This window comes from Saccharothrix sp. ALI-22-I (assembly GCF_001984175.1).
Lineage (GTDB): Bacteria > Actinomycetota > Actinomycetes > Mycobacteriales > Pseudonocardiaceae > Actinosynnema.
Genome location: NZ_MTQP01000029.1, coordinates 1 through 16,052 on the forward strand (window position 1 = coordinate 1; position 16,052 = coordinate 16,052).

Genomic DNA, 16,052 nt, shown 5'->3' on the forward strand with positions numbered 1-16,052 from the left:
AGCGCGACCGTAGAACAGGAACCGCAGACTTCCGACCGGCGCGGCGTCCATAGCAGGGATGCCCGGCGGGATGGTGGCGGCGATCCACTCGGCGAGCGTAGTCGGGCGCGGTGGGGCGGACACCGTCATGCTTGGTCCTCGACGTCGGAACGGGGATGGACGCCGGGGTGACGAGGTGCCCTCGCCGCCATGACAAAGAACTACGGAGATGCGCTCGATTGGAGCAGTCCGAGCCGCCTGGATCGTCGGTGAGCCCGCGGCATCCGGTCGCTGATGTCGAGGTCCGCCGCGACCTGGTTGACACGGCGGTCGGACGCGACCAGGGCGAGGACCTTGCTTCGGAACTCGGGTGGATACCGCTCCGGCACCGTGGGCTGTCCTCCGGGCTACTGAGACGCGTGATCATCCAGTAACCCGGGTCCGTACAACCAGGTGAGGATCAGGACATTCTCGGTGATGTCACCGGACGCTCGATTCTGGACTTGGGCTGCGGCAACGGTGGCAAGCTCGCGGAGCTCGTCCGCGAAGGCGCAGTCGCCTCCGCCGGTGTCGACATCGGGGGGAACTTCATCACCGCCCCACCTCCCGGTGTCGAGCTGATTCGGGGTGACTTGTCCAATCCGGACTCGTTGCCGGAGCTGCGTGGTCGCACGTTCGATCGGATCTTGTTCCTGCAGTCGTTCGGCTACGCCAAGGACCCGGTGCACACCTTGCGGGCCGCGCGAGCGATGTTGAACCAGGACGGATTCATTCTGCTCACGAGGACTCAGCCGATCCGGTACGCCCTCGAACGCGCCGAGCAGAACGGGACCACGTTGGGCGAAGAGTACTTCGCCAAGGCCGACTACACCTACCGCACTGGCTGGAACGAGCACATCGCGCTGACGAAACGCACCTACACCATGTCCGACCTGCTCAACGTGTTCAGCACGGCAGGAATGTGGATCGAGACCGCCATCGAGCCCCAACTTGCCGAGGAAGCCGCGCGCCGCTACCCGCACAAGCGGGCGTGGATGAACAAGTACCTGGGCATCCTGATCTTCAAGCTGCGGCCACTGGCCTCGCACTGAGGCGACCCCTGCCCGTGCATCAAGGCGGCCCTACGGGCCTCCGTGGGCCACGACCCTGCCACAACCAACCATGCTGTTTCGGCAATCCGGTCAGGGTCGGCTCACTCGCCATAACGCCGTGTGATCGGCGGCCTCGCGTCGCTTGGTGCAGGAACAGCGACAAGCCGGGCCCATCTGACGCCGTCTCGCCCATAGCCCGATCGTGAGCAGCTTTGCCCGGGGCCGGGGCGCGGCAGCACCGCGCGGCCGAACCTCATCGTTGACTCACTGCGAACTCCGCAAGTTCCAACTCCCGGGGTTACCGATAGACCGGCACCTACCGATTCCCTGCCGTGCTCGCCAACACCAGCGCAACCTCACGCGCATTCTCGATGACCTGCCTCGGCGGGAAGCCGACATTCGCACCGAACTGGCCGCGCCGTGGATCTCGTTGCACATGGAGAAGCTCTATCACCTGTCGCGCGATCCGGAGACCTGGGCGAGGTTGACCGAGAAGTTGTCGCCCGAACAGGTGGACGCGGCGGTGCAGGCGTTGATGTGCTGAGGAGAAGGAGTCGCCGAAGACGGTGGCCCGCTGGTTGCGCGAGGGCAGGTATGCGCACGTGTTCCCCGGCAGCTGGTCGGGGGCGAGGGTCCGGGCGGTGGCGTCCAACCGGCGTTGACGGGGTTGCGCGTGTACCAGCGCGAGGTCATCGGCAAGGGCGACTGGACAGGCGCGATTACCCCGGCGCAGCACTGCCGGCTCAAGGCCATGTTGGGCGATCCGGGCAGGCCGGGAAGAGAAGGACGGCGACCGGGTCAAGTACGTGTCGTCCTGGCGGTCGTCGGCTTCATGACCGCGCCCGCGTCGAACAGGATGGCGGACAACGTGCTGGCGTCGGCCCCCGCCGACGGCCACGACTGTCACGCGGACAGAAGTCGGTCAACCACGCCACGCCCGCATCCGCGCCCTCGGCGAACGCGCCGGGTTCTCCTCAGGGCGGGAAAGCACTGGTCAAGCCGCATGCTGCGCTCACCGGGCCACCGCGATCGTCGCAGCCAGCCTCGTCCTGCACCACTTCGAGGGCCACCGCCAGCCGCGATGAAAGCCGCTTGACCGGCGCCGGCAATCGACGGAATTAGCGAATCGCAATTCGTGCTCAATGCGTTAGCGAGCGCACGTGACACTCTCAGGTGTTTATCGATTCAGTATGCGGCGATACGACACGACGTTTCACTCGTCCAGGTCCGGATCCCCGCTGGCTCGACCTGCCGACACCGTCCAAGATGGGAATTCGGCGCACTGTGATCCGCGGCTGCCCTGACCACGCGGGCGGGCGTGATTCCACAGTCGCCGGAAGGCTCCTCTCTGAAAGGACGGTCACGGTGGATGAGAAGCGCCCGTTCCGATCGCTGGACGTCGTCGCGGTGTCGCCGCACCCCGACGACGCCGAGTACGGCGCCGGCAGCCTGCTGGCCGCATACGCGGCCAACGGCCATCGGGTCACCATCGCCCTGATGACCGGCGGGGACGAGATCCGGCTGACCGAGGCCAAGTCCGCCGCGGCCGTCCTCGGCGCCGAACTGGTCGGCGACCCGACCGGCCGCGACGGCGGCCTCGCCGTCACGCGGGCGCGTGTGCGCTGGTTGGAGGAGCACATCGCCACGGCGGACATGGTGTTCGCGCCGCATCCCGACGACACCCACCAGGATCACCGGGCGACGACGGCGATCGTCAGTGCGGCGCTGCGCCGATCAGCCGTGGGCTTGTCCTGGTACCGCACTCCGAGCAGCGGCCAGAGCTTCACCCCGACCGCGTTCTTCCGAGTCACGGACCACTTCGCGAGCGTGCGACTACGCGCGATCGAGATGCACCACACCCAGTCCGATCGCCCCTACCTGCGCCCGGAGCACCTCGCGCTCAAGGACGCGTGGTTCGGCTGGCTGAGTGGCCACCTGGCCGCCGAGCCGTTCCAGGTCGTCAGGCACCAGTACACGACCCTGCCGGCCCCCGACAGAGGGCACTGACAACTGAAATCCCAGTGCCCGTTCCCGCGCTGGCGAACAGCTTCGCCGACGCCGGCTTCACGCCTCTGATCAATGAACCCTTTCGGGATCAGCGTGCCGTCGACCACCACGTAGGCCAGGCCCTGGCGTTTCGCCGTGCGCAGCGCCTGGCGCAGCTTCGGGGCCCGCGAGGCCGGAAGTTCGACGGTTTCGTTGGCAAAGCGCCAGCATGTCGTGGTGGAGACCGCGAACCCGGCGCCGACCTCGGCGGAGGTCTCGCCCTTGCGCAGGGAGACCAGCACCGGCAGGGCCTGCTGTCCCGGGTCGGGCTTGCGCCACACCGAGCCCGACTGCCGGCGATGGTGCGGATCATCCCGGAGACGAAGGCCAGGTCCGATGTTATTGAGTCGAAAGTGATCGCCTTCCTATAGGTTGATCACTCGTGATCGAGGTCGGGGGTGCTCACCGGTTGTCGCCTGCGGAGCGTGAGGTGCTGCGGTTGCGGGTGGTGGCGGCGTTGGAGGCCGGTCGGGTCGAGGGCTACCGGCAGGCCGCGGAGGTGTTCGGGGTCTCCGAACGCTCGGTGGGCACCTGGTGGCGCGCCTACCGACGGGACGGCCGCGACGGCCTGGCGACCCGCACGGGACGCCCCGGCCCTGCCGAACTGATCACTCCGGAGGACCGGGGCACGCTGTTCGCGGCGATGGCCGACCACACCCCGGAGGAGTTGCTGATCGGCGGCCCGTTGTGGACCCGCCAGGCCGTGGTCCAGCTGATCCGGCTGGTCGTCGGGGTCGTCATGACCGAGCAGGGCGTCGGGTTGTGGCTGCGTCGGCACGGTTTCACCCCGCAGCGCCCCGCGCGGCGGGCCTACGAACAGCAGCCCGCCGCGGTGCGCACGTGGCTGGACGAGGACTACCCGGCGATCGGGGCACGGGCGAGGTCCGAGGGTGCGGTGATCGCGTGGGTCGACCAGTGCGGACTGCGCTCCGACACCGCCCCGCCCGGTCGTTCGTGGGCGCCGAAGGGCCGTACGCCGATCGTGCGGGTGACCGGGAAACGACTGCGGGTCAACGTCATGTCCGCGGTCGCCTCACGCGGCGCGCTGTGGTTCACCGTGTCCACCGAGCGGTTCACCGCGACCGTGTTCACCGCGTTCCTCGACCGTGTCGCCCGTCAGGCAGGCCGGAAAGTGCACGTCGTCGCCGACCGGCACCCGGTGCACCGCAGCAAGGCCGTCCGCGCCTGGCTGCAGGACAACACCGAGCGGGTCGAGCTGCACCTGATGCCCGGCTACAGCCCCGAGTTGAACCCCGATGAGTTGCTCAACGCCGATCTCAAGCGCAACGTCAACGCCTCACGCGCCCGCAACGTCGACCGGCTCGCCCACGAGACCCGACGCTTCCTGCGCCGTCGCCAGCGCCAGCCACACATCGTCCGCGGCTACCTCCACGCCCACCACGTCCGCTACGCCATCATGTAGGCAACCGAACATTTTCGGCTCAATACAACGGCAGCACAGCACGGTAGAACAGCACGTGAAGCCCTTGGGCATGCGAACGATCTTGGCCGAAAGGTCGGCTACCAGAGGCTTCGCCATGTCTGGGCACCGATACGCCGATGGTCGGCGACCTGTGATCACGCAGAAGTCATGCCCGCCAACGCATCCGAGTCAGGATGAAAGGCCCGGTATGCGTGTACGCCGAGAAGACGACTTCCGTCCCCATCGCCCGGCCTGGACAGCCGACCCGGTCTGACTCCACCGGTCCGGCACGGGGGTGTGCTGCCAGCGACGGGAGGCGCGCCCATGTCGTTCCCAGGCGTGAGCGCCGCCTCTCCATGCCTCGACGTGCCCAACGGGGACTGACCATGAACACCACGGTGACGCCCACGCCGACACCCTCCGCGACTGTTCGTCTGGAAGACGAAGCTCACCTGGGAGGGCTTCAACACCGACCCCTCGTCTATGACGGGGGTTTCGCGGAGTCAGCGCAAGGCTGCTTGGCATGGCTCCGCAGGACGTGGTGGCGCACGCGTTCCGCCGCCTCGTCCCCACCGCGCGAGCGCGCGGGGTGGCAGCCGCGAACGGGCACTTGTCGTGCACTCCGCGACCAGCGGGCGCGGGCGCGGTTTGACCGCCTTCTGTCCGCGTGGCCGTGCGGTGTGGCGCTTGAATGGCGTGCGGACCGTCCTGCCGAGTCGGCGACGATCTGGACAATGACGCCGTGGCGGCGCGGTGTTTGCCGGAGTAGCGCCGGCCGGCAGATCCGTGGAACGGCGGGCCGCGGACACGTGCTGATCACGGTCCCACGTCCAATCCTCGGCGATACACGCCGTCCCGGGTCGCCGTCGCAGAGCCGTCCGTTTCCGGTCCATAGTGGACTCAGCACGGGGCCGGTTCGCCGGTTTTCGTGAACGCGGCCGGGCCGTTGGTCGCGGTGCGCCCGGGATACGGTGGGGGCGCTTGCCCGCATGGCGTTGGTTCGGCGGTACCCGGCCGGTCGGTGTGATCCGGCGGGCGCGTGCGCGCCCGTGGCCCACAACGGGCCCGGACGGGTCACCGCGGTGGTGCCGCCGAACCACGATGGCCGGTTCCTGCTGAGCCGATTGGCCACCGGATGCCCGTCCGCCGCCTTCGCATTCGCTGGGAGATCCGCGACGACATCCACGAAGCGTTCGACACCCTCGGCTGCGCCAATCATTTGCCGGCGGCAAGTGCGCAACCACGCACTTCGTCAGGACTCGCAAGAACTCAACGACGGCGCGCACCTAGACTCTGCGGCGTGACCGCCTCGACGGACCTGCGTCTTATCGGCGAAACGGCTTGAGAGCGGCACGGACCTGCTGCGCCGCGCCCCAGTCGTGGTCGAACTGGGCGATGACGGCCAGGTGCTGACGCAGCTGGATGAGTGGCATCCGGGCTCGCCAGTCGTCGTCCAGGCCAGTCAGCGCCGCGTATACGTCGAAGAACCGCTTCGCCTCCGGCGGGTGCGGAGAGCACCACAGGTGGGCCAGGTCGACCTCGGCCCACGTGTAGGAGACCGCCGGATCGATCAACGCGGGGCGCCCCTCCTCGGTGGCGAGGATGTTGTGCGCCCACAGGTCACCGTGGGCCAGACAGGCGGGCCGGGGCGGCAACACGTCGGGCAGTCGCTCACACAGCCTTTCCAAGGCCCGCCGGTCCCGCTCGTCCAGCGCCGCCTGGACACGTCGCTCCGGCAGCCAGCGCAGCAGGCGGCGCCGGGCGAAGAACTCGTATCCGTCGACGGTCCACGCGTTATCCTGCCGGTAGCGGCCGAGCCAGTTGTCACGCTCCCAGCCGAACCTGTCGTGCACGGTCGAGGTGTGCAGCCGTGCGAGCGTGTGGGCGAACTGTTCCCAGAAGGTTTCCTGCGCCGGACGCGCCCGCAGGACGGACAACACCAGCACCTCCCGCGTCGCAAGCACGACCTGGGGCGTGGCAAGCGCACCGCGTTCCCGCAGCACGTCGAGTCCTTCCGCCTCGGCCGCGAACAGATCGTCCGCGGGCACGTCGACGAACGACTTGACAAACACCGGGGGCCCGCCGCGCCTGGTAGCGAGGCCGGCGAGCGCCGCCATCCCGCCCTCGACCGGTTCGACCGCCGTGACGTCGCTCAGTCCTGCGGTGTGCAGGCGGTCGAACAGTAGAGAGGCGATCTGCATGAGAACGTAAGCTACCTCAACCTCGCCGCGTCGATCTCCCAAGCGTGATCCCACGAATACTGGTCGGACCGTGTGGGGTTCCAGAAATCGGCCATACGGTCTGACCTGCACTTCAGGCTGCTGCGGGTTCGTACTCGTTGATCAAGCCACCGAGGATCGATCGGCGGCGTACCGGCGTGAGGTTGGGCTGGGGGATCGCATGGTCCGGTCGTGGTGGGTGAGTTGTCGGGCCCGGTGTAGTCGGCGGTGGTTGTAGTGGGACACGTACTGGTCCAGCACTGATCTCAGGTGGTGTTCGTTGATGATGAGCAGTCGGTCGGTGGTTTCGCGTCTGATGGTGCCGACGAACCGTTCGGCGTAGCAGTTCGCTCGCGGGCAGCGTGGCGGGATCTTCACGACCTCGATGCCGGCGTCGGCGAGGACGGCATCGAACGAGGTGGTGAACCGGCCGGCCCGGTCGCGGATCAGGAACCGGAAATCGTCGACCCGGTCACCGAGGTACATGAGCAGGTTGCGGGCTTGTTGTGGTCCATGCTCCGTCGGGGTTGGTGGTGGTGCCAAGGATGTAGACGTACCGGGTGGCGACTTCCATTACGAAGAACACGTAGACGCGTTTGAGGGCGAGTGCGCAGTCGACGTGGACAAAGTCGCAGGCCAAGATGCTCGTGGCCTTGGTACGCGGGAACCGCCGCCACGAGGTGTCGCTGTCGCGCCCGGGTGCGGGAGGTATCCGCAGGCGCTTGAGCACGCGACGGATGGTCGACGCGGCCACCCGGTGGCCGGGTTTGAGCAGTTCGCCCTGGATCCGGCGGTAACCCAACCGCTGTTCTCCCGCGCCATCCGCTCGATCAACGCCACCACGGTGTCGTCGATCGGCGGGCGCCCGGTCCGGTTCGGGTAGGTCCACCTCCTCGCGACCAGGCGCCGATGCCATCGCAGGACGGTGCCCGGCGTCACCCACCGGTGCTCGCGCAGCCGATTGGGGTAGTCGCCGAGCCAACACGGCGAGCACCGCGCGGTCGGCCCAGTCCAGCCGCGTGCGCTGGCTCGTCCGGCGCAGCACGGCGACCTCGTACCGCAGTACCAGTAACTCGACATCCTTGCCGCAGACGAGCGACCGAGCAGAACCAACCCGCCGACGAGCCAGACGAAGATCAGGTAGAGCAGCCGTAATGCCACGCTTTGCAATCATGCTCCCATGGCCCATAGTGCACGATTACCGCAGCTCAGCGGCCCAGTGCAGAGTTCTGGCACCCCACACGCTCGTACTCGCCGACCACGATCGCGTCGATCCGATTGTCGGAGTCGGCGATGGCCCGGAGCAGGGCTGCGGCTTGGGGGCGTTGGGGCCAGGGCACCTGGCGGGAGCAGGCGGTCTCGAAGTATTCACCGATGATCGTGCCGTGCCCGTCGACGAGCCGGTGGGCGACGTCGAGTTGCCACGCACGCGAGGTGCGCGGGTCCTGGTGCTCGGAGGTGGAGGCCCGACCGTAGAACAGAAACTTCAACACCCCAGTCGGGGCGGCGTCCAGGGCGGGAATGCCCGGTGGGATGGTGGCGGCGATCCACTCGGCCAGTGTCGCGGGGCGCGAAGGGGTGAACACGGTCATGTGCGTCGGTCCTCGGCGTCGGAGAGGTGATGTGCGCCGAGGTGACGCGGCACCTCCACCGCAGTGACGGCGCCTCATGCCGGATTCACCCGCAGAGAGCAGTGTGTGCTGCACCGAATAGCAGAAGGCAACGTGTGTTCCCGCTCTCGGCGACGGTCCGCGCCATGGCTTATGGGTGCTAGAACCGCTGCCCATGCCGCATGAGCTGCGGCGATAACCTTCCGAGCGGCACAGGATCGTCGTACCGAGGGACACCGATCGGATCCACGCGCCGGCACGCCCGACGATCCCGGCGGCCAACAGCACCATGAGCGTGCCAGCCTGAGCCGACCTCGCGACGACAGTGGGAGGGAGCAACCGGCGTCGAAGCAGCACCGGCACCGAATTCAGTCCTCGTCCTCCTCGATGTCCGGGGCGTCGTCGGTGTCCTCTTCGGGGATGAGCACGGCGCGGATCGCCTCTCCCACGTCGTTCAATTGCTCGACGGGGATGGTGAGCTCGCCCTTGTAGACGCGGTGGTGTCCTCGTGCGGTGATCCGCCAGGTGCCGCGCAGTTCGGTGATGTCGGGGGCGTGGACGACCAGGGCAAACTCGTCGGGGTCGGTGTCGTGCACGTTTCGGGGGCGCAGTGCCTCCAGTGTCACGGTGAGCGTCGTCGACCCGTCGTTGCGGTACAGCACCCCGGTCCTTGTGGCGGCCGGTCGGAACACGTCGCCGCCCAAGAGGCTTGGAAACATCACCGACGGGGGCAGCAGCGCGGTAGCGGTGCCCCACCGGACGGGAGGGGTCGGCAGCGGTGAGGCGAGGTCGACCTGATTGGACTCGACCGGGTCGACGGCGGTGACCTCGCCCTGGATGTGGACCTGCACCTGCCATCGGCGGAGGGGGTCTTCCTCGGAGTCGTGAAGCGTCACCACTCCATGATCACCGATGCGGTCTCACCTGCCGCCATCGCCTCTGCGGAGGCCGCTCACTCTGCAAACACCCAGCTCAGCGCGTTGCTGCCTGACTACGCAATCGCCCTGCGTCCTCACCCTGGAGAGGCAACGCTGAAAAGGCTCTTTGATGACACCCGAACGGTGGATTCACCGACAAGACCCGCTGCGGAAGACAGCATCATATGCAAGCCTCGTGCTGAGGCCCTTGCCGCGATCCCGGTGGATCGGTGAGCGGCGTCAAATGTGATCAATGGCAGGCGAAGGGTGGTCCACGTATGCGGCGTACGCGGAGGGGTCGACAACGCGGCGAGTGGCCACAGTTGTCAACGGGATCCGCTGCGGATTTCCGGGAATCTCTTAGCAATTCACCGGTAGGCGCCGCGATGCCTGCTCGCCTTAGCTCTTCAGCTTGAACTCAAATTCTGAGCTGGTTCTTTTTTGCCAGTAACATGGCGGGCCTTCGATGATCATTCGATCACCCTCCGTGCTGACGGCTGGCGGGATCTGTCACCGGACTGTTCTGCCCGTAACCGGGGTGAGGTCACCCCAGATGCGAAGAGGGATATCAATGACATCTTACGATGATGCAGAGCAGATAATTTTCCCAGCCGGTGCCGCGACGCAGACCAGCGCCGCAGAGGCCGCAAAAGGCGAGTGGGATGCCGTTATCGTCGGTGGCGGCATGGCAGGTTCCATCGTCGCCGAGCAGCTGAGCCAGGCAGGCTACAAGGTGCTGATTCTCGAAGCCGGCCCCGGCAAGGACCTGGACCTCGCCGAGTACGAGTCGTACCTGTCGCGGTTCTACGGCGCAGTCGTCAAGGACAACCAGTCTCCGTACCCGTTCAACCCGAATGCCCGGATGCCCAGGAGCACCGACACCATGCCGGTGCATCCGGACACGCCCCGAGACGACTTCTACCTCGTACAAGAGGACAAGTACTGCACGGACACCACCTTCACTCGGGTCCTCGGCGGCACCTCCATGCATTGGGAGGGGAAAGCGCTGCGCATGCTTCCCGAGGACTTCGACCTGCAAACCAAGTACGGCCAGGGCCTGAACTGGCCGCTCAGCTATGACGACCTGGAACCCTACTATCGGCAGGCCGAGGCCGAACTGGGCGTAGCCGCCGAAGTCGAGGACCAGACATACCTGGGAATGCATTTCCCCAAGGGGTACGTGTTCCCGATGCACCGCATGCCGCCGTCCTATCTCGACCAGACGGTCGCCCGAGGCGTGGACGGCATGCGGGTCAACCTGGCGGACGACGATTACACACTTCAGGTACGGAGCTTTCCGCAGGCCCGTAACGGCGTGCCGAACGCCGCGTACGACGGCGGCAAGGGCTTCGTCCCGGTCGGCGCGGTGAGCACGAGCCAGGCGGAAGAAGGCGAGCGCTGCCAGGGCAACACCAACTGCGTCCCGATCTGCCCCGTGCAGGCCAAATATCACGCGGGAAAGACGCTGGCCAAGGCGCTCCGCAAGGGCAACGTCAAGATCGTGACGCAAGCCGTCGCGTCCAAGGTCGAGATCAACGACCTGGACCGACGAGTAACCGGGATCACCATCAAGAACTACCACTCGCTCGACTCCGACAGTTACGAGACGTACACGGTGAAGGGCACCGTCTACATTCTCTGCGCGCACGCCATCGAGAACGCCCGGATCATGCTGGCCTCCGACATGCAGCGTATGAGCCGCAGCAAGCTGATCGGCTGCAACCTGATGGACCACGCCTACCTGCTGTCCTGGGGCCTGCTGCCCAAGCCGGCCGGCACGATGCGAGGCACAACCTGCACGAGCGGAATCACCGACCTGCGCGGCGGGCGATTCCGTGTAACCCAGGCCGGATTCGGCGTGGACATCCACAACGACGGCTGGGGGTGGGCAACCGGCTCGCCCTACACGGACCTGGTCGAACTCGTCGACAAGCGGGGCCTGCGCGGGCCCGAGCTGCGCAGGACACTCGGGGACCAGATCTCCCGACAGCTCCTGCTGGCCTTCATGATCGACCTGCTGCCCGACAGGAGCAACACGGTCACTGTGGACGACCGGTACAAGGATGCCATCGGCAACTTGAAACCGGTCGTGTCGCTCAAGATCCCGCCCTACACCATGCGGGGCGCTGCGTTCGCCCGCAAGCTCGCGACCGACATCTTCGAGAAGCTCGGCGCTGAGGACAAGACCCATTACGACGAGAAGAGCTACAGCGCTGTCGAGTACGACGGCCAGTGGTACAACATTTTGGGCGGCAACCACCTGGCGGGCACCCACATCATGGGAACCGACCCGACGAACTCGGTGGTCGACCACACCCAGCAGTCGTGGGACCACGACAATCTTTACCTTGTCGGGCCTGGCAGCTTGCCGTCTATCGGGACTTCCAACATCAGCCTGACCATGGCGGCGCTCGCCTTCCGCAGTTCGATCCACATCGCCAGGTACCTGCGTGCCGCGAAGGCGCCGGTCACCGTCGGCAGCTAAGACGGCCAACAGATCGGCGGTCGAACGCGACACCGCCACCGCCACCGCCCACGATTGGGGGAACATGTCCGTTTCAGAATCCGTGTCCGTTGCAGAATCGGAGCCGTCCCAGGGCTCCATGATCCAGACCATCGAGGAGCTACGCGAGTACCTCTACAAAGGGCTCCAGCTGGAGCATGCAACGCTCCCGCCCTACCTGACCGCCCTCTACTCGCTACACCCTGGGAAGAACTCGGATGCCCGGCACGTCATCAGGGTCGTGGCCGTCGAGGAGATGCTGCACCTCACCCTGGTCGCGAACGTCCTGAACGCCGTGGGCGGGACGCCGAACCTCACCAAGCGCGGCTTCGTGCCGAACTATCCGACGCGCCTGCCGGCTGGTCCGGATGACTTCGAGGTGCATCTCCGACCGTTCTCGCCCGAGGCTCTCGCCACGTTCCTGAGGATCGAGAAGCCCGCGCAGGCGGCTAGCGAGGAAGACAGGTTCGTACCGATGGACTGGGCGACCCTTGGACTGACGTCCAACGGCTCGGCGCCGTCACCGGACGAACTGGCGGAACTCGAGGAGTCCGGCACCGTCCTCGGCCTCGTCCCCGGAGACCCCACCCAGCGCTTCTCGAGCATCGGCGAGTTCTACGAAGAGATCATCCGGGGAATCAACCACCTGGAGGACCAGGCACGCAAGGTAGGGAAGACGATCTTCACTGGCAATCCCGCCCACCAGGTGACCCCCGAGTACTTCTACTCGGGTGGCGGCGACGTGATCAAGGTGACGGGGCGGGACACCGCGGTCGCGGCGCTCACCCTCGTCGCGGAGCAGGGTGAAGGGCTGCACGGCGCCATCTTCGACAACCAGGATGAAATCGCCCACTACTACAGGTTCCAGCAACTGGAGATGGGGAAGTACTACCAGAAGGGCGACGAGCCAGGCGATCCTTCCGGCCCGGATCTGCACGTCGACTGGAGTGCCGTCTATCCGGTGAAGCCGGACATCAAGCTGAAGCACCTCGAGGGAGACCCGGAAATCCTGGCGGCGGCCAAGGAATTCAACCAGTCCTATGCCGCCTTCCTCACGGACATCAATCTTGCCTACAACGGTCAGCCCGACCTGCTGCTCAAGGCCGTTTGGGAGATGTTCCGCATTCGCGACAGCATGAACCGCCTCATCCGCAACCCGCTCACAGGGCAGTCGGGGGAGAATGCCGGCCCGACATTCGAGCTCTGGCCGTCGAAGGAGGAGACACCGTGACGCAAGGACCGACCGCTGATGAGAAGCTGCGCGAATTCGTGAAGTTCTCTGCCGCTGTGACCGGGTTCAGCGAGTTCGACCTGTGGGGAACCGGTCAGGCGGAGGCGTACTACGAAACGGTCGTGAATCAAGTAGGGCCGGATGCGATCCAGAATGCGATCTCTTCCGATCCCTCTGTCGTCCCCGCCGATCCGGTGGTGCAAAGCATCATCAAGCTCTGGTACGTCGGCGTCTGGTACGGCCCGGAACTGGCGGGACGTGTGGACGTGGCGGCCTGGACGGCGCCCGGTCGGAGCGGCGCGAAGCCCGCCGTCTCGGATGACAGCCAGCCCGAGGAAAGCTGGAACAGGCAGGCCGTGCCCGGACAGCACCAGGCCGGGGAAAGCGGCGCGTACGCCGAAGACGGACGCAAAGCCTTGTTCGTCGTCTCCTCCGAGGCATACACCGAAGGGCTGTTGTGGCGGGCGATCGGTGCCCACCCATCCGGCGCGAAGGCGCCGGGCTACGGGTCGTGGGTCAATCCTCCCGCATTCGAGAACTACCAGAAGGAGCAAGTGTAATGACCGGCACTGTCCCGAATTTGAGTCGCGACAATGTATCACTCGGCGTGACGCCGACCCTGTGGTGGAACGACGACTTTCCGCTGATCGACATCGGAATCCCGTTCGAGCAATGCGTGAGCGAGATGGCGCTCGCGGGCTTCCAGGGCTGCAGCATCGGCCACAAGTACCCGGCCGACCCCGCTGTACTCAAGGCGGCACTCGACCTGCGCGGCCTGAGGGTGTCCGAGCCGTGGGTGAGCACCTACTTCACCATCGGCGACAAGGGCCGGACCGTCGAAAATTTCAAGAGGCAGCTGGAGTTTCTCGAGAAAGTGGGCGGCCAGGACATCGTGGTCGCAGAGTTCGGGCAGTCGTCGCACCTGCAGCCCATCCCTGTTTTCGAGCACCGCCCCCACTTCACCGAAGACGATTGGGGTCTCCTCACCAGCGGGCTCGACGAGATCGGAAAGCTGGCCGCGGATGGCGGGATGCGGCTCTGCTACCACCATCACATGGGCACCGGTGTGCAGACGGCCGAGGACATCGACAGGTTGATGGCGGGCACCAACCCGGACTACGTGCATCTGCTGTTCGACACCGGACATCTCCAGTTCGCGGGCGACGACCCGCTCGAGACCGCGGAGAGGCACAAGCAGCGAATCAAGCACGTTCACCTCAAGAACGTCCGCCAGTCGGTAGCCGAGAAGGTGAAGAGCGACCATCTCTCCTTCCAGGAGGGAATTCTGCAGGGCGTCTTCACCGTGCCCGGGGACCCAGAAGGCGCTATCGACTTCGAGCCCATCCTCTCGACGCTGGGGGAAGCCGGCTACGAGGGATGGCTGGTCGTCGAGGCCGAACAGAACCCGGCGACGGCATGCCCGCTGAAGTACGCCAAGATGGCCCGCGCTTACCTCACCGAAGTCCTGGGATGGTAACGATGAGCACACGCGACATCTATCTCAGCTTCTTCATGTTCACCGTCAACCTGCACCCGGATGATCCCCGGTACACCGAGGTCATCGTCAGGCACATGAAGGAGCTGCAGAACATCGGATACACGGGCTTCGACATGCCCGTTCTCCCGAACGACACGGGCAACCCCCAAGCGGACGTGCCTCGCTACGAAAAGCTCAGGCAGGCTCTCGACGCAGCCGGCTTGGAGGACGTAGGCCTGACCACCAACGTGGCCACGACGCCAGCCTACGATCCCACATCGCTGAACCCCGAGGAACGCGAGGCAGCCTTGGCCTACCTCAAGTCCCGGGTGGACATCACAGCGGCCCTGCGCGGAACCATCTTGGCAGGCCCCGTCCTGTTCCCCTACAACGTATTCCCCACCCTCAACGGCGAACCGCTGTGGAGTGACGCGCTGCAGGACTGGCTGCGGCCCCGGTACGACATCGCGCAGCCGATCTTTGAGCGGCTCGGCGAATACGCGGCGGAGAAGGGCGTCCAGGTCGCCATCGAACCCGTCGACCACTGGGAGACACCAGCCCCGAACATGGTGCGCGACGTGCTCGACTTCCTCGCCGGCGTGCGCAGTCCGAACGTCGGCGTGTGCGTGGACAGCTCCCACGTCGTCCTCGGCAGCAGCGGCCCGGATGCGTACCGCCGCGACATCCAGGATGCCGCCGACCAGCGGCGCCTGCACTACGTGCAGGTGTCCCCGCCGGATCGTGGCGAGGTCGCGGACAGCTGGATCCCCTGGCGCACGTTCCTCGATCCGGTCCTGCCCGTGTACGACGGACCGCTGCTCATCGAAGTCTTCAACGCCATCCCGGCGTTCCTCACTTCATTGCGGCTGACAAGGCGGAAGTTCTGGATCCCCACGGAGGACGAGCCAGTTCCGGGCGTGCCGAGCGCCTACGAGGTTGCCGAGCACGGGATCAAGAAACTGCGTTCGGAGCTGGCCACGCTGCACGCGACATGATCCGAGCTGCCCATCGGTCAAGGCGCCGTGAACGTCAGGTTGAGGATCGACGAGGGAGCTGCCGATGCCGCGGTCACGTCCGCTCCCGTTGACTGACGTCTGCGGCGTAGGCGGCCCAGACCCCGCCTGATGCCTGTTGCCACTGGACGGCCACTTTGACGTGGACCCGAGCATCCGGGCGAGGATTACCGCAGGCACTTCGGTGGCGAGGGTGAACAGCGCGGTGGAGCGATCCTGCTTGGGCCGGATCCCGACCTTGTGGAGGCGCCGGCAGATCTGGTCTTCGCTGAGGGGGCGCCCCTGCTGGCCTCCGGGGAAGAGCCAGGGGGGCGTCCTCCGGGGTGTCGATCTTGGCTTGCCGCAGCGGGTGGCGACGAGCTCGCGGACCAGGCTGGCCGGCGGCGCTGGGAGGACGACCGACGAGGTGCCGAACGTGATGGAGACGCCGTCGAAGTCGACGTCATCGACAGTGAGTTGGCTGATAGTGGCGATCTTCTGTGCGTAGAGGATCAGCAGCAGTCCCGCGATGCGGTCCGGGTTCGGCAGGGTGTCGTCGTTGAG

14 protein-coding genes and 2 pseudogenes are annotated in these 16,052 nt (G+C 66.3%); 10 read left to right on the forward strand and 6 right to left on the reverse strand.

The annotated features are described in order from the left end of the window. Window positions 1–473 precede the first annotated feature (473 nt). The 4 genes and pseudogenes from ALI22I_RS02120 (at window position 474) to ALI22I_RS02125 (ending at window position 3,077) form a co-directional block, all read left to right on the forward strand. Window positions 474–1,070, forward strand: a complete 597-nt coding sequence (locus tag ALI22I_RS02120) for a class I SAM-dependent methyltransferase (RefSeq protein ID WP_274522736.1) — start codon at window positions 474–476, stop codon at window positions 1,068–1,070. A 202-nt stretch (window positions 1,071–1,272) separates the two neighbouring features. Further along, entirely contained in the window at window positions 1,273–1,614 is a 342-nt protein-coding gene (locus ALI22I_RS48465) for a hypothetical protein (protein ID WP_143531899.1), read from the forward strand. Between the two features lie 341 nt (window positions 1,615–1,955). Further along, window positions 1,956–2,155: pseudogene (locus tag ALI22I_RS52800) on the forward strand (IS5/IS1182 family transposase); the annotation flags it as partial. A gap of 280 nt (window positions 2,156–2,435) precedes the next feature. After that, window positions 2,436–3,077, forward strand: coding sequence for a PIG-L deacetylase family protein (locus tag ALI22I_RS02125; RefSeq protein WP_077003881.1), 642 nt, complete (start codon window positions 2,436–2,438; stop codon window positions 3,075–3,077). A gap of 83 nt (window positions 3,078–3,160) precedes the next feature. On the opposite strand, the pseudogene ALI22I_RS02130 reads toward ALI22I_RS02125, so the two are convergent. Then, window positions 3,161–3,429, reverse strand: a pseudogene (locus tag ALI22I_RS02130) (transposase family protein); the annotation flags it as partial. 69 nt (window positions 3,430–3,498) lie between these two features. On the opposite strand from ALI22I_RS02130, the gene ALI22I_RS02135 reads away from it, so the two are divergent. Beyond that, complete coding sequence (locus ALI22I_RS02135; RefSeq protein WP_083751354.1) at window positions 3,499–4,539, forward strand: IS630 family transposase; 1,041 nt, start codon at window positions 3,499–3,501, stop codon at window positions 4,537–4,539. 1,325 nt (window positions 4,540–5,864) lie between these two features. Here the strand turns inward: ALI22I_RS02135 and ALI22I_RS02145 are convergent. The 5 genes from ALI22I_RS02145 to ALI22I_RS02160 form a co-directional block, all read right to left on the reverse strand. Further along, a complete protein-coding gene (locus tag ALI22I_RS02145; RefSeq protein WP_202970571.1) occupies window positions 5,865–6,782 on the reverse strand; it encodes a fructosamine kinase family protein in 918 nt (305 codons plus the stop codon). 99 nt (window positions 6,783–6,881) lie between these two features. After that, window positions 6,882–7,244 (reverse strand): integrase core domain-containing protein, encoded by a 363-nt coding sequence (locus ALI22I_RS50285; RefSeq protein ID WP_238598019.1) that lies wholly within the window; start codon window positions 7,242–7,244, stop codon window positions 6,882–6,884. Then, complete coding sequence (locus tag ALI22I_RS52805) at window positions 7,231–7,560, reverse strand: hypothetical protein (RefSeq protein WP_238598020.1); 330 nt, start codon at window positions 7,558–7,560, stop codon at window positions 7,231–7,233. The genes ALI22I_RS50285 and ALI22I_RS52805 overlap by 14 nt, the downstream gene beginning before the upstream one ends. Before the next feature lie 406 nt (window positions 7,561–7,966). Further along, window positions 7,967–8,350: a hypothetical protein gene (locus ALI22I_RS02155; RefSeq protein WP_077003883.1), complete on the reverse strand. Its 384-nt coding sequence runs from the start codon at window positions 8,348–8,350 to the stop codon at window positions 7,967–7,969. A 386-nt stretch (window positions 8,351–8,736) separates the two neighbouring features. Continuing rightward, on the reverse strand, window positions 8,737–9,264 hold the full coding sequence (locus ALI22I_RS02160) for a hypothetical protein (protein ID WP_143531900.1): 528 nt from the start codon (window positions 9,262–9,264) through the stop codon (window positions 8,737–8,739). Between the two features lie 592 nt (window positions 9,265–9,856). Between ALI22I_RS02160 and ALI22I_RS02165 the strand changes: the two genes are divergently transcribed. The 5 genes from ALI22I_RS02165 to ALI22I_RS02185 all read left to right on the forward strand — a co-directional run bounded on the left by ALI22I_RS02165 (window position 9,857) and on the right by ALI22I_RS02185 (window position 15,491). Then, entirely contained in the window at window positions 9,857–11,770 is a 1,914-nt protein-coding gene (locus ALI22I_RS02165; protein WP_143531901.1) for a GMC family oxidoreductase, read from the forward strand. Window positions 11,771–11,888: 118 nt separating this feature from the next. Further along, window positions 11,889–13,019 carry a ferritin-like domain-containing protein gene (locus ALI22I_RS02170; RefSeq protein ID WP_077003885.1) on the forward strand — a complete coding sequence of 377 codons (1,131 nt, stop codon included), beginning with the start codon at window positions 11,889–11,891 and terminating at the stop codon, window positions 13,017–13,019. Next, window positions 13,016–13,579: a hypothetical protein gene (locus ALI22I_RS02175; RefSeq protein ID WP_077003886.1), complete on the forward strand. Its 564-nt coding sequence runs from the start codon at window positions 13,016–13,018 to the stop codon at window positions 13,577–13,579. Before ALI22I_RS02170 ends, ALI22I_RS02175 begins: the two co-directional genes overlap by 4 nt. Further along, window positions 13,579–14,496 carry a myo-inosose-2 dehydratase gene (gene iolE / locus ALI22I_RS02180; protein ID WP_077003887.1) on the forward strand — a complete coding sequence of 306 codons (918 nt, stop codon included), beginning with the start codon at window positions 13,579–13,581 and terminating at the stop codon, window positions 14,494–14,496. The genes ALI22I_RS02175 and iolE overlap by 1 nt, the downstream gene beginning before the upstream one ends. A gap of 2 nt (window positions 14,497–14,498) precedes the next feature. Next, complete coding sequence (locus ALI22I_RS02185) at window positions 14,499–15,491, forward strand: sugar phosphate isomerase/epimerase family protein (protein ID WP_202970573.1); 993 nt, start codon at window positions 14,499–14,501, stop codon at window positions 15,489–15,491. Window positions 15,492–16,052 lie beyond the last annotated feature (561 nt).

Bases quoted from the DNA above. Each gene is read 5' to 3' on its own strand.
- ALI22I_RS02165 (WP_143531901.1), top strand. From the start codon at position 9,857: ATGACATCTTACGATGATGCAGAGCAGATAATTTTCCCAGCCGGTGCC.
- iolE (WP_077003887.1), top strand. From the start codon at position 13,579: ATGACCGGCACTGTCCCGAATTTGAGTCGCGACAATGTATCACTCGGC.
- ALI22I_RS50285 (WP_238598019.1), bottom strand. From the start codon at position 7,244: ATGTACCTCGGTGACCGGGTCGACGATTTCCGGTTCCTGATCCGCGAC.
- ALI22I_RS02155 (WP_077003883.1), bottom strand. From the start codon at position 8,350: ATGACCGTGTTCACCCCTTCGCGCCCCGCGACACTGGCCGAGTGGATC.
- ALI22I_RS02185 (WP_202970573.1), top strand. From the start codon at position 14,499: ATGAGCACACGCGACATCTATCTCAGCTTCTTCATGTTCACCGTCAAC.
- ALI22I_RS02170 (WP_077003885.1), top strand. From the start codon at position 11,889: ATGATCCAGACCATCGAGGAGCTACGCGAGTACCTCTACAAAGGGCTC.